12 protein-coding genes are annotated in these 12,800 nt (G+C 68.8%); 7 read left to right on the top strand and 5 right to left on the bottom strand.

The window, feature by feature from the left end; genetic code table 11:
* The first annotated feature begins 40 nt into the window (after positions 1 to 40).
* Positions 41 to 1,168: a transglycosylase family protein gene (locus O6P37_RS02375; protein WP_269892551.1), complete on the top strand. Its 1,128-nt coding sequence runs from the start codon at positions 41 to 43 to the stop codon at positions 1,166 to 1,168.
* Entirely contained in the window at positions 1,165 to 2,049 is an 885-nt protein-coding gene (rsmA, locus tag O6P37_RS02370) for a 16S rRNA (adenine(1518)-N(6)/adenine(1519)-N(6))-dimethyltransferase RsmA (protein WP_408633109.1), read from the top strand. Before O6P37_RS02375 ends, rsmA begins: the two co-directional genes overlap by 4 nt.
* A gap of 8 nt (positions 2,050 to 2,057) precedes the next feature.
* On the opposite strand, the gene O6P37_RS02365 is transcribed toward rsmA, so the two are convergent.
* Together O6P37_RS02365 and O6P37_RS02360 are read right to left on the bottom strand one after the other, a co-directional pair.
* Complete coding sequence (locus tag O6P37_RS02365; RefSeq protein ID WP_264012390.1) at positions 2,058 to 3,560, bottom strand: amino acid permease; 1,503 nt, start codon at positions 3,558 to 3,560, stop codon at positions 2,058 to 2,060.
* A gap of 80 nt (positions 3,561 to 3,640) precedes the next feature.
* Entirely contained in the window at positions 3,641 to 4,432 is a 792-nt protein-coding gene (locus tag O6P37_RS02360; protein ID WP_269892550.1) for a serine/threonine-protein kinase, read from the bottom strand.
* 50 nt (positions 4,433 to 4,482) lie between these two features.
* Between O6P37_RS02360 and O6P37_RS02355 the strand changes: the two genes are divergently transcribed.
* The 5 genes from O6P37_RS02355 (at position 4,483) to O6P37_RS02335 (ending at position 10,469) form a co-directional block, all read left to right on the top strand.
* Positions 4,483 to 5,451, top strand: a complete 969-nt coding sequence (locus O6P37_RS02355; protein ID WP_269892549.1) for a 4-(cytidine 5'-diphospho)-2-C-methyl-D-erythritol kinase — start codon at positions 4,483 to 4,485, stop codon at positions 5,449 to 5,451.
* Positions 5,452 to 5,810: 359 nt separating this feature from the next.
* Positions 5,811 to 7,445 (top strand): fatty acyl-AMP ligase, encoded by a 1,635-nt coding sequence (locus tag O6P37_RS02350; RefSeq protein WP_269892548.1) that lies wholly within the window; start codon positions 5,811 to 5,813, stop codon positions 7,443 to 7,445.
* A gap of 64 nt (positions 7,446 to 7,509) precedes the next feature.
* Positions 7,510 to 8,472: an ATP-binding cassette domain-containing protein gene (locus O6P37_RS02345; RefSeq protein ID WP_269892547.1), complete on the top strand. Its 963-nt coding sequence runs from the start codon at positions 7,510 to 7,512 to the stop codon at positions 8,470 to 8,472.
* A gap of 76 nt (positions 8,473 to 8,548) precedes the next feature.
* Complete coding sequence (locus O6P37_RS02340; protein WP_269892546.1) at positions 8,549 to 9,397, top strand: ABC transporter permease; 849 nt, start codon at positions 8,549 to 8,551, stop codon at positions 9,395 to 9,397.
* Positions 9,398 to 9,440: 43 nt separating this feature from the next.
* A complete protein-coding gene (locus O6P37_RS02335) occupies positions 9,441 to 10,469 on the top strand; it encodes an epoxyqueuosine reductase (RefSeq protein ID WP_269892545.1) in 1,029 nt (342 codons plus the stop codon).
* A gap of 10 nt (positions 10,470 to 10,479) precedes the next feature.
* Here O6P37_RS02335 and pth read toward each other — a convergent pair whose 3' ends face one another.
* The 3 genes from pth to O6P37_RS02320 form a co-directional block, all read right to left on the bottom strand.
* The gene (pth, locus tag O6P37_RS02330; protein ID WP_269892544.1) at positions 10,480 to 11,055 is read right to left on the bottom strand and encodes an aminoacyl-tRNA hydrolase; all 576 of its coding nucleotides are present in this window, start codon (positions 11,053 to 11,055) and stop codon (positions 10,480 to 10,482) included.
* A gap of 18 nt (positions 11,056 to 11,073) precedes the next feature.
* Entirely contained in the window at positions 11,074 to 11,763 is a 690-nt protein-coding gene (locus O6P37_RS02325; protein WP_269892543.1) for a 50S ribosomal protein L25/general stress protein Ctc, read from the bottom strand.
* A 154-nt stretch (positions 11,764 to 11,917) separates the two neighbouring features.
* Entirely contained in the window at positions 11,918 to 12,784 is an 867-nt protein-coding gene (locus tag O6P37_RS02320; protein ID WP_269892542.1) for an oxidoreductase, read from the bottom strand.
* Positions 12,785 to 12,800: the final 16 nt, after the last annotated feature.

The following is a 12,800-nucleotide window of genomic DNA, read 5'->3' as shown; positions in this document are numbered from 1 at the left end:
GAGCCCACCGCCGTCCGAAAAGTCGGGGACTGACTCCACCTTGAATGCTCTGACCAAGCTCCATGAATCGCGCTCGCCTGTCCTGCGACTCCTCGTGGGGGCGTTACTGCTCGCGCTGACGTTCGCCGGGGGCTACGCCGTCACCGCGCACAAGACCGTGACGCTCAAGGTCGACGGCACCTCCACGACCGTCACCACGATGAAGTCCCGGGTGATCGACGTGGTGGAGGAGAACGGCTTCGACGTCGAGGATCGCGACGACCTGCGCCCCGCCGCAGACCAGACGATCGGCCCGTCCGACACCATCGAGCTGCGCCGCAGCCGGCCGCTGCAAATCTCGCTCGACGGCCAGCACAGCACCCAGGTGTGGACCACGGCGTCCACCGTCGACGAGGCGCTGAGCCAGCTGCAGATGACCGACAAGGCGCCGGCCGCGGCCTCGCGTGGCAGCCGCGTCCCGCTGGCCGGGATGTCATTGCCCGTGGTCAGCCCCAAAACCGTGCACATCGACGAGGGTGGCGCCGTGCGCACCGTGCGTCTCGCGGCGCCCAACGTGGCCGGCCTTCTCGAGGCGGCGGGTGCGCCGCTGCAGCAGAGCGACAAGGTGGTGCCCCCCGCGGCGGCGCCGGTTGTCGACGGCATGGCGATCCGGGTGACCCGGATCCGGATCGAGCGGGTCACCGAGCGGTTGCCGCTCGCGCCGGCCAACCAGCGCATCGAGGACGTCACCCTGAACATGAGCCGTTCGGTGGTCGAGGACCCGGGCGCGCCGGGCGCGCAGGACGTCACATTCGCCATCGCGAAGGTGAACGGTGTCGAAACGGGCAGGTTGCCAGTAGCCAATGTCGTCGTGACACCGGCCCGCCCCGGGGTACTGCGGGTGGGCGCCAAACCGGGCACCGAAGTGCCTCCGGTCAGCAACGGAGGGCAGTGGGACGCGCTTGCGCAGTGCGAAGCCGGAGGTAACTGGATGATCAACACGGGCAACGGATATTTCGGCGGTGTCCAATTTGATCAAAACACCTGGGAGCGCAACGGTGGTCTGAGGTATGCTGGGCGCGCAGATCTGGCAACACGTGAAGAGCAAATCGCGATTGCTGAGGTCACACGGGCGCGGCAAGGTTGGGGCGCCTGGCCGACGTGTAGTGCGAGAGTGGGGGCGTCCTGACAATTCGGCTTCTCGGGCGGACCGAGATACGACGCTTGGCCAAAGACATCGACTTTCGGCCACGCAAGTCCTTTGGGCAGAACTTCGTCCATGATGCGAACACCGTGCGCCGGATCGTCTCGGCATCGGGGATCCACCGGCACGACCACGTCCTGGAGGTGGGTCCCGGGCTGGGTTCGCTCACCTTGGCACTGCTGGACAAGGGTGCACACGTCACCGCGGTGGAGATCGACCCGCTGCTGGCGCGCCAGTTGCCCAAGACGATCGCCGACCACTCGCACAGCGAGATCAACCGGCTCACGGTGCTCAACAGCGACATCTTGACGCTGCAGCCGTCAGACCTGGAGAACGAGCCCACCGCGCTCGTCGCCAATCTGCCGTACAACGTCGCGGTTCCCGCGCTGCTGCACCTGCTCGCCGAGTTCCCGACGATCAAGTCGGTGATGGTCATGGTGCAGGCCGAGGTCGCCGAGCGACTGGCCGCCGAACCGGGCGGCAAAGACTACGGCGTGCCCAGTGCCAAGGTCAGGTTCTACGGCAAGGTGCGCCGGTACGGCATGGTTTCGCCGACGGTGTTCTGGCCGATCCCGCGGGTGTACTCCGGGCTGGTGCGGCTGGACCGTTACGAGACCTCGCCGTGGCCGACCGAGCCCGGGTTCCGTAAGCAGGTCTTCGACCTCATCGACATCGCGTTCGCGCAACGGCGCAAGACGTCGCGCAACGCGTTCGCCGAGTGGGCGGGTTCGGGCAACGAGTCGGCACGCCGGCTGCTCGCCGCCAGCATCGACCCATCGCGTCGCGGTGAGACCCTCGGGGTCGCCGACTTCGTGCGGTTGCTGCAGCGCTCCGACGACTCCGAAGCGCCCGTCCGCCTCGCGTAACAGCGCGGCTACTCCTTGTCGCCGTCACGCCGGTTGTCCTTACCGAGCAACTCGTCGAGCAGCGGCGTCTCCGCCACCACGGGGTAGTTGCCGGTGAAACCGATGCGCTCACGCGCCATCTCGAGCACCCGGCCGCGGACGGCGTACCAGCCGCCGACCAGTGTCGGGATGATGATGAGCAGGGCGATCAGGTTCCAGTAGTTCTCGTAGCACATCAGCGCCACCACGCCGACGAGGAACACCAGCGTGGCGTAGCTCGTGTAAGGCGTGCCGAACAGCCGGAAGCTGGGCCGCTCCAGGATCCCCTTCTGCGACCAGCGGTACAGCTGGATCTGGCAGATGACGATCGTGCCCCACGACGCGATGATGCCCAGCGCCGACAGGTCCAGCGCGATGTTGAAGGCCTCCGCGGGCACGACCAGGTTGAGGACGACGCCGACCACGGTGAAGACCGCCGTCAGCGCGATGCCGGCCCACGGCACACCCCTGCTCGACATCTTGGCGGTGAACTTGGGCGCGCTGCCGTTCATCGACATCGACCGCAGGATGCGCCCCGTCGAGTACAACCCGGCGTTGAGGCTGGACAGCGCGGCGGTGAGCACCACGAAGTTCATGATGTCGCCCGCCGCCGGGACGCCGATCTTGGAGAAGAACGTCACGAACGGACTGGTGCCTTCCTCGTACGCGGTGTACGGCAGCAGCAGTGCCAACAGGATCAGTGAGCCGACGTAGAACACCGCTATCCGGAAGATCACCGAGTTGATCGCCTTGGGCATCACCTTCGGCGGATCCTCGGTCTCACCGGCGGCGGTGCCGACCAATTCGACTGCGGCATAGGCGAAGATGACACCCGAGGTGATGATCACCAGCTGCAGTATGCCGGTGGGCAGGATGCCGCCGTTGTCGGCGATCACCGAGGGACCGGTGGTCTGGCCCTCGATCGCGAAGCGGCCGGCCAGGAAGACGATGCCGACGATGAGGAAGGTGACCAGTGCGACGACCTTGATCAGCGCCGCCCAGAACTCCATCTCGCCGAACCACTTGACCGAGATCATGTTCACGCTCAGCACGATCACCAGCGCGATCAACGCGATCGACCACTGCGGTATCGCCTCGAAGGCGCCCCAGTAGTGCATGTAGAGCGCGATGGCGGTGACGTCGACGATCGACGTGCACGCCCAGTTGAAGAAGTACATCCAGCCCGCGACGTACGCCGCCTTCTCGCCGAGGAACTCACGCGCGTACGAGACGAACGATCCCGACGAAGGGCGGTGCAGCACAAGCTCGCCCAGTGCGCGCAGGATGAAGAAGACGAACAGTCCGCAGATCGCGTACACGATGAACAGGCCCGGTCCCGCGCTGTTGAGCCGGCCGCCTGCTCCCATGAACAGGCCGGTGCCGATCGCGCCGCCGATGGCGATCATCTGCAGCTGCCGCGGTTTGAGGCCCTTCTCGTACCCCTCCTCTTCGTGCGCGAGTGCGGAGTTGTCGTACGGCGCGGTCGCGGTCATAGGGCCGAAGTTAGCCCCGGCTGTGTAAAGCGGAATCGGACGCCAGTTAAAGCTGCGTTAAGTCGGCGGCCGGACGCGGTTCACCGCAGGGTGCGGGTGATCAGCCTCACCATCTCCGAACACGAGTCGTAGCGCAGGTCGGGATCCTTCGCCAGGGCCTTCGCGATGATCGAGTCGAAAGCGTGCGGTATCCACGCTATTCGCCGCGCCAGCCGCGGTGGCGGCGCATTCAGGTGCTCGTCGACCAGGCCGTGCGAGGTGTTCGCGGTGAAGGGTGTTGCACCGGTGATCATCTCGACGGCGGTGCAGGCGAGCGCGTACTCGTCGACCGCCGGAGTCGGCGTGCGGCCTCGCAGCAGCTCCGGTGCGGAGTAGGGCAGCGACGCTTCGACGCGGGTCGGATGGCGGAGGGCGTCATCGGTCATCGAGTGCGCGACGCCGAAGTCGACGAGCACCACGCTGGTCGACGAGAAAGGCTCGCGCACAAGGATGTTGGCGGGTTTGACGTCGCAGTGCACGATGCCCGAGCGGTGGATGTGGTCGAGTGCGCCGGCGACCTGAGCCAGTGCCGTCAGCCGGTCGTCCATCCTGGGCAGGGTCATCGCCGTTCCGCCGCCGACGATCTCCATGGTGAGCCAGTGCGGACCGCACTCGTACACCTTCACTACATGCGGGTGTTCGGCCGCGCGGGCGAACGCGAACTCGCGCTGAAGCCGGCCGAGGTCGGCGGGCCTGCGATGACGCTCGTCGAGGATCTTGAGCGCCACGTCGGCGCCTGCGTCGGTGCGCGCCCGGTAGACCTCGGCGTACCCGCCGCGGCCCAGCGGTTCGTCGACGACGTAGGCCGACACCCTGTCGCCGCGCGCGAGCATATCGGGAAGCCTAGGTTCTCCGGGCAGGCCCGCGGCGCTAGTGTCGTGCGGTGGCCGACGGCAACACCGCATCTCAGTGGGTTCCCACTGGTTCGGTGACCGTGCGCGCACCGGGGAAGGTCAACCTCTACCTCGGGGTCGGCGACCTGCGCGACGACGGTTACCACGACCTCACCACCGTCTTCCACGCCGTGTCGCTGGTCGACGAAATCACCGTCCGCAACGCCGACGTGCAGTCGCTCGAGATCGCGGGTGAGGGCGCCGAGGGACTGCCCCTCGACGAGCGGAACCTCGCGTGGCAGGCCGCCGAACTACTCGCCGAACACGTCGGCCGCGCCCCCGACGTCGCGATCTCGATCGAGAAGGCGATACCGGTGGCGGGCGGGATGGCGGGCGGCAGTGCCGACGCCGCGGCTGTGCTCGTCGCGATGAACGCCCTGTGGGAGCTCGGCGTGCCCCGCCGCGACCTGCACGCGCTGGCCGCCACTCTCGGCAGTGACGTCCCGTTCGCCCTGCACGGCGGTACGGCGCTGGGCACCGGCCGCGGGGAGGAGCTCGCGACGGTGCTCGCCCGCAGCACCTTCCACTGGGTGCTGGCGTTCGCCCACAAGGGCCTGTCCACCCCGAAGGTGTTCGGGGAGATCGACCGGTTGCGCGCGGCGGCCGACGGCCAGCGCGACGGGCCGCCGCGGCTGGATGATCCCGAGCCGCTGCTCGCGGCGCTGGCCTCGGGGGACCCCACCGAGCTGGCTCCGCTGCTGGGCAATGACCTGCAGGCCGCGGCGCTGAGCCTGTACCCGGGACTGCGGCGCACGCTGCGGGCGGGGCGCGAGGCCGGTGCGCTGGCCGGCCTGGTGTCGGGCTCGGGCCCGACGTGTGCGTTCCTGTGCGAGTCCGCGACGGCGGCGGTCGACATCGGTGTCCGGCTGGCCGGCGCGGGCGTCTGCCGGACCGTGCGGGTGGCCAGCGGGCCGGTGCACGGCGCCCGGTTGGTGCCCGCGCCGACCCCGTCGGGCTGAAGCGGGGAGGCGCCAGGGACACGGCGCGCCGCCGATGTGACCCACGCCTCAATCCGCGCTACAGTTTGGCGGACACTTAAGAGCCTCTTAAGATGGTGCCCGGTGAAAATTAGCGGTCAAGCAATGGGCGCGAGCCCGTCACCCGCCGGACTGCTCGGCGGGTCCGCTCGCAGCTCTACGGCAGGCTGGCCGAAGGGCACCGTCGCTTCCGGATCCGCAACCGCGCCCGGGTTTTCCCATGCATCACCGTTTCGATATGAAACCGCTCCTGAATCGTTCGTGCGCGCCTTCTCGGCAGCGCCCGGCAATCAGCGGAGCATGAGAAACCGGGCATTGTCGCCGGTCCCGAGGAGGTCGTCGTGAGCAGGTTCACCGAGAAGATGTACCGCAACGCCCGCACCGTCACCACCGGCATGGTGACCGGGGAGCCGCACGAGCCCGTGCGACACACCTGGGGTGAGGTGCACGAGCGTGCGCGTCGCATCGCCGGTGGCCTGGCCGCGGCCGGTGTCGGACTGGGTGACGCGGTGGGCGTGCTGGCGGGCTTCCCCGTCGAGATCGCGCCGACCGCGCAGGGCCTGTGGATGCGCGGCGCGAGCCTGACCATGCTGCACCAGCCGACCCCGCGCACCGACCTCGCGCTGTGGGCCGAGGACACCATGATGGTGATCGGGATGATCGAGGCCAAGGCCGTGATCGTCTCCGAGCCGTTCAACGTGGCGATCCCGGTGCTCGAGGAGAAGGGCATCACGGTTCTGACGGTCGACGACCTGCTGGCCTCGGAGCCGATCGATCCCGTCGAGGTCGGCGAGGACGACCTGGCGCTGATGCAGCTGACGTCCGGCTCGACCGGTTCGCCCAAGGCCGTGCAGATCACCCACCGCAACATCCACTCGAACGCCGAGGCGATGTTCATCGGCGCCGAGTACGACGTCGAGAAGGACGTCATGGTGAGCTGGCTGCCCTGCTTCCACGACATGGGCATGGTCGGCTTCCTCACCATCCCGATGTACTTCGGCGCCGAGCTGGTCAAGGTCACGCCGATGGACTTCTTGCGCGACACCTTGCTGTGGGCCCGGCTGATCGACAAGTACAAGGGCACGATGACCGCCGCGCCGAACTTCGCCTACGCGCTGCTGGCGAAGCGGCTGCGCAGGCAGGCCACGCCCGGCGAGTTCGACCTGTCGACGCTGCGCTTCGCGCTGTCGGGCGCCGAGCCGGTGGAACCGGCCGACGTCGAGGACCTGATCGACGCGGGCAGGCCGTTCGGGTTGCGCGCCGAGGCGATCCTGCCCGCCTACGGAATGGCCGAGACGACGCTGGCGGTGTCGTTCTCCGAGTGCGGCGCCGGCCTGGTGGTCGACGAGGTGGACGCCGACCTGCTGGCCGCTCTGCGCCGAGCCGTCACCGCCACCAAGGGCAACACCAAGCGGCTGGCCACGCTCGGCCCGCTGCTGGAGGGGCTCGAGGCGCGCATCATCGACGAGCAGGGCAACGTGATGCCCGCCCGCGGTGTCGGCGTCATCGAACTGCGCGGCGAGCCGTTGACCCCCGGCTACATCACCATGGGCGGATTCGTGCCCGCCCAGGACGAGCACGGCTGGTATGACACCGGCGACCTCGGTTACCTCACCGAAGAGGGCCACGTCGTGGTCTGCGGCCGCGTCAAGGACGTCATCATCATGGCCGGGCGCAACATCTACCCGACCGACATCGAGCGGGCCGCCGGGCGCGTGGAAGGCGTGCGGCCCGGCTGCGCCGTCGCCGTCCGTCTGGACGCCGGGCATTCGCGCGAAACGTTCGCCGTCGCGGTGGAGTCCAACGCCTGGCAGGACCCGGTCGAGGTGCGCCGTATCGAGCACCAGGTCGCCCACGAGGTGGTGACCGAGGTGGACGTGCGTCCCCGCAACGTCGTGGTCCTCGGGCCCGGCACCATCCCGAAGACGCCGTCGGGCAAGCTGCGCCGCGCCAACTCGGTCTCGCTCGTCACCTAGCAGCCCTGCGCCCTCGCCCCCCGGGGGTAACGGGGTGTCGGTGATCACCGATACCGTCGGTGACATGACACCGGCCATCGAAGCGATCGACCTGGTGAAGCAGTTCGGCGATCCCGCGGCCGTGCCACCCGCGGTCGACCACGTCAGCTTCGCCGTCCCGCCGGGCACCGTCCTCGGCCTGCTCGGGCCCAACGGTGCGGGCAAGACCACGACCGTGCGGATGATGACGACGCTCACCGAGCCGACCAGCGGGACGGCGCGGGTGGCCGGCTATGACGTGCTGCGGCAACCCGACGAGGTGCGGCGCAACATGGGCCTCACCGGGCAGGTCGCCACCGTCGACGAACTGCTCACCGGTCGCGAGAACATCCGGATGATCGGCGGCCTGTACGGCATCCGGCGCCGGGAGCTGGCCCGCATGGGCGACGAACTGCTGGAGCGGTTCTCCATCGCCGACGCCGCCGACAAGGTGGTCAAGTCCTACTCCGGCGGGATGCGGCGCCGCCTCGACCTCGCGGTCAGCCTGCTCGCGTCGCCGCCGGTGCTCTTCCTCGACGAACCGACCACCGGCCTGGATCCACGCAGCCGCAGCGACCTGTGGGACGTGCTGCGCGGCCTCGTCGATCAGGGCACCACACTGCTGCTCACCACGCAGTACCTCGAGGAGGCGGACCAGCTCGCGGACAACATCGTCGTCGTCGACCGGGGCCGGATCATCGCCGAGGGATCGCCGCTGGAGCTCAAGCGCCAGGCCGGCAATGCGAGCCTGGTGGTCACCGTGACCGACGCCGACGACCTGTCGGCGGCCCAGGAGCTGCTGGCCCGCACCGGCGCCGAGGTGTTCGTCGAGGCGGGTGCGCGACAGGTCACCGCCTCCGCCGACGGGCTCGACGACGTCATCCGCGTCGCGGGCTGGCTCCGCGACAGCGGCATCGCCGTCGACGACATCGGGCTGTCCCGGCCGAGTCTCGACGACGTCTTCCTGTCGCTCACCGGACACCGCACCGAGGAGGAGGCCAGCGCATGACCGACCCCCGAAGGCGACGACGAGTGAGGATCGCAGCGAGGGACGAGCGAGGACCGGAGCGAGGAGGAGTCGAGACATGACCGCCATTGCATCGCGCACGCAGGTCGAGGCGCAGCGACCCCACACGCACCCGACCAACATCGCCCAGCAGTCCTGGATCATGGTCAAGCGCAACATGATCCACACCAAACGCATGCCGGAGATGCTCAGCGACGTCACCGCGCAGCCGATCATGTTCGTGCTGCTCTTCGCGTTCGTGTTCGGCGCGTCGATCACCGACACCGGGGGCGCGTCGTACCGCGAGTTCCTGCTGCCCGGCATCCTGGCGCAGACCATCGTGTTCTCCGCGTTCGTCGTCGCCGCGGGTATCACCGCCGACGTCGAGAAGGGCATCATCGACAGGTTCCGGTCGCTGCCGATCCACCGGTCGTCGGTGCTCATCGGGCGCAGCGTCGCGAGCCTGGTGCACTCGTCCATCGGGATCGTGGTGATGGCGGTCACCGGCCTGGCGATCGGCTGGCGGATCCGCGGCGGAGTCGGCGAGGCGGTGCTCGCATTCGCGCTGCTGCTGGTGTTCGGGTTCGGCATCATCTGGTTCGGCATCCTGGTGGGCTCACTGATGCGATCGGTCGAGGCCGTCAACGGGGTGATGTTCACCGTGCTGTTCCCGATCACGTTCCTGGCGAACACCTTCGTGCCGACCGGGCCGATGCCGCACTGGTTGCGGGTGATCGCCGAATGGAACCCGGTGTCGTCGCTGGCGCAGGCGATGCGCGAACTGTGGGGCAACGGTCCGCCCGCGGCGCCCGAAGCTCAGCTGCCGCTGCACCATCCGGTGCTCGCGACGGTGCTGTGGTCGGTGGTGCTGACCGCGGTCATCGCGCCCGTCGCGCTGCGCGCCTACGCCCGCCGCACAGGCGGCTGACGGCTCACATGGCGGGCTGAGTATTTATCGCTATACTCAGCTCATGCTGAAGCCTCCCGCGCGGATCGCCGGCCACCCGACCGTGCGGGCGGTGCTGTCGCGCCAGCGGGAGAAACCCGGCGCCGTCGACGCGGAATGGCTGCGCGAGGTCTGTCTGGCCGCCGGCGCCGACGACGTCGCCTTCGCCAGCGTCGCCAACCCCGACCTGGCCTCGGAGGTCGAGCACGTCGAGGCGGCGCTGCCCGGCGTCAGGAGCTACATCTCGCTCGTGGTGCGGATGAACCGCGACAACGTCCGGTCGACGGCGCGCAGCGTCGCCAACCAGGAGTTCCACCGCAGCGGTGAGATCATCAACGAAGCGGCGCACCGCATCACCCGCGCACTCGAGGATGCCGGCCACCGGGCGCTCAACCCGTCGGCGACCTTCCCGATGGAGATGGACAAGTTCCCCGGCCGGATCTGGGTGGTGGCGCACAAGCCGGTCGCGGTCGCGGCGGGGCTGGGCGTGATGGGCATCCACCGCAACGTCATCCACCCGAGGTTCGGCAACTTCATCCTGCTGGCGACGATCCTCGTCGACGCCGAGATCACCGAATACGGTTCGCCGCTGGACTATTCACCATGCCTGGAGTGCAAGCTCTGTGTCGCGGCCTGCCCGGTCGGCGCCATCGGCAAGGACGGCGAATTCGACTTCGTCGCGTGTTCGGTGCACAACTACCGCGAGTTCATGGGCGGCTTCACCGACTGGGCGCAGACCATCGCCGACAGCGCCGACGCCGACGACTTCCGTTCGCGGGTCAGCGATTCGGAGAACGCGTCGATGTGGCAGAGCCTGTCGTTCAAGGCCAACTACAAGGCGGCCTACTGCCTGGCGGTGTGCCCGGCGGGCGAGGACGTCATCGAGCCGTACCTCGAGGACCGGAAGGGCTTCATGGACCTGGTGCTCAAGCCGCTGCAGGAGAAGCGCGAAACGCTCTACGTGCTGCCGAATTCGGCGGCCAAGGCGCACGCCGAACGGCGGTTCCCGCACAAGCCGGTGAAGGTGGTCGACAGCGGCATTCGCGGGCGCTGAAGCCCCGGCCCTACCAGGCGTGGACGGTGTTCTGCGCGGGTTCGATGCCCTGCTCGAGCAACAATTCGGTGGCGTCGGCTGCCTGCTCGCAGATCGTCGGCACCTCGGCGCGCTCGGCGGCCGTGAACGCCTCGAGCACATACGCCGCCGCGTCCTTCCGGCCCGGCGGGCGGCCGATCCCGACCCGGACACGCTGGAACCCGTTGCCGCCCAGCGCGGCCGACACCGACCTCAGGCCGTTGTGGCCGGCCACGCCGCCGCCGAACTTGAGCCGGATGCGGCCGAAGTCGATGTCGAGCTCGTCGTGGATCACCACCACGTCGGCGGGCGCCACCGAGTAGAACTTGGCCAGCGGGCCCACCTGGCGGCCCGACTCGTTCATGTAGCAGCGGGGCTTCGCGAGCACCACCGACCGGCCGCTGAGCCGGCCGGTGACGACCTCGGCACCGGACTTCTTGTGCACCTTGAAGCCCGACCCCATCCGGCCCGCGAGCAGGTCGGCGACCATGAAGCCCACGTTGTGCCGGGTCTTGGCGTAGGTGGGCCCGGGATTACCCAGGCCCACCACCAGCAACGGCTCGGCCATGAGAGGTGAGTCGACCGCCTACTCGGCGGATTCGGCCGGGGCCTCGTCGCCCTCGCCGGCCTCGCCTTCGGCCTCCTCGACGGCCTCGGCGAACTCGGCGGCCTGCTCGTCGATCGACGCGCCGCCACCCTCGGCCTCGAGGTCCTCGGCGGTGGGCGCGGCCACGACGTTGACCACCAGCGCCTCGGGATCGGTGATCAGGGCGACACCCTTGGGCAGCTCGATCTGGCCCGCGGTGAACTGGGTGCCTGCCTCGGCGCCCTCCACCGAGACGACGATCTGCTCGGGGATGGCCTGCACGTCCGACTCGATCTCGAGCGTGTTGGCCTCCTGCGTCACCAGCGTGCCTGGGATCGCATCGCCTTCGATGACGACGTTGACCTCAACGGACACCTTCTCGCCACGGCGGACGACCAGCAGATCGGCGTGCTGGATGTTGCGGCGGATCGGGTGGATCTCCAGCGACTTCGTCAGCGCGAGCTGCTCGGTGCCCTCGATGTCGAGGCTCAGCACCGCGTTGGTGCCCGAGTGACGCAGCACCGCGGCGAAGTCGCGGGCGTCGATCTCGAGGTGCTGCGGGTCGGTGCCGTGGCCGTACAGGACGGCCGGGACCTTGCCCTCACGGCGGGCGCGACGCGATGCGCCCTTGCCGGTGACGGTGCGGACCGATGCGGTCAGATTGTTCGTAGAGGCCGACTTCTTGGCCATGTGCGGTGCTCCTGTGCTGGTCGAGGGAACTCATCGCACAGCAGGGGCCGCATCCGTGAAGACGCGTGTTCCCGTCGATAACGGTGGCCGACATGCCGGCCGCCCTCGCCGTGACGCCCGCCCAGGGTAGCGCAACGCCCTGGTCAGAGAGAAATCAGCGGGGGAACGCGGTGCCGGTGAGCTGTTCGGACAGTTCCCACAGTGCCGCTGCGGTGTCGCTGCTGCGGGCCAGCGGGCTGCGGCCCACCGACCGGGTGGGGCCCATCATCGAGAACCGCGGCCCGATGAAACTGTCGCCGGGGACGTCCTGCGACACGGCGTAGAGCGTCTGGCGGGCACCGAAGTCGGCGTCAGTCGCCAGCCGGCTGCCGATCGACATCAGCGCGTCGCCCAGCTTGCGGCCGCTCTTGCCCTGCAGGTTCGTCGCGCTGTACCCGGGGTGCGCGACCACGGCCCGCACCGGGGACCCCGACCGCTCCAGCCGGCGCTGCAGCTCGCTGGTGAACAGCAGGTTGGCCAGCTTGGACTGACCGTAGGCCGGCCAGGCGGAGTACGGCCGGGCCTTCCAGTTCAGGTCCTTGAGGTTGATGCGGCCCATCCAGTGCATCATCGAGGACACCGTGACCACGCGGTCGGTGATCTTGGACAGCAGCAGGTTGGTCAGCGCGAAGTGGCCGAGGTGGTTGGTGCCGATCTGGCTCTCGAAGCCGTCCTTGGTCTGCGCGTACGGCACCGCCATGATGCCGGCGTTGTTCACCAGGATGTCCACCGCGTCGACGCCGGCGGCGAACTCCCGCACCGACGCCAGATCCTGCAGGTCGAGCTTGCGGACGGTGACGTCGCCGGTCATGCCGGCAGCCGCCTCGTCGCCCTTGGCGGTGTTGCGGACCGCGAGCACCACCGACGCGCCTGCGCGCGCGAGTTCGCGGGCGGTGATCAGTCCCAGACCGCTGTTGGCGCCGGTCACGATGACCGTGCGGCCGGTGTAGGAGGGCAAATCGGCGGCGGTCCAACCAGTCATGGCACCACCCTATAGA

It is taken from the genome of Mycobacterium hippophais, from assembly GCF_027529605.1.
Lineage (GTDB): Bacteria > Actinomycetota > Actinomycetes > Mycobacteriales > Mycobacteriaceae > Mycobacterium > Mycobacterium arseniciresistens.
The sequence above is the reverse complement of the archived record's forward strand: the minus strand, read 5'-3'. Positions and strand labels throughout refer to the sequence as shown.

What these genes read in the sequence shown, in the direction of transcription:
- O6P37_RS02365 (WP_264012390.1), bottom strand. Translation starts at nt 3,560, where the DNA reads ATGACCGCGACCGCGCCGTACGACAACTCCGCACTCGCGCACGAAGAG.
- O6P37_RS02360 (WP_269892550.1), bottom strand. Translation starts at nt 4,432, where the DNA reads ATGCTCGCGCGCGGCGACAGGGTGTCGGCCTACGTCGTCGACGAACCG.
- O6P37_RS02345 (WP_269892547.1), top strand. Translation starts at nt 7,510, where the DNA reads ATGACACCGGCCATCGAAGCGATCGACCTGGTGAAGCAGTTCGGCGAT.
- O6P37_RS02340 (WP_269892546.1), top strand. Translation starts at nt 8,549, where the DNA reads ATGACCGCCATTGCATCGCGCACGCAGGTCGAGGCGCAGCGACCCCAC.
- O6P37_RS02335 (WP_269892545.1), top strand. Translation starts at nt 9,441, where the DNA reads ATGCTGAAGCCTCCCGCGCGGATCGCCGGCCACCCGACCGTGCGGGCG.
- pth (WP_269892544.1), bottom strand. Translation starts at nt 11,055, where the DNA reads ATGGCCGAGCCGTTGCTGGTGGTGGGCCTGGGTAATCCCGGGCCCACC.
- O6P37_RS02325 (WP_269892543.1), bottom strand. Translation starts at nt 11,763, where the DNA reads ATGGCCAAGAAGTCGGCCTCTACGAACAATCTGACCGCATCGGTCCGC.
- O6P37_RS02320 (WP_269892542.1), bottom strand. Translation starts at nt 12,784, where the DNA reads ATGACTGGTTGGACCGCCGCCGATTTGCCCTCCTACACCGGCCGCACG.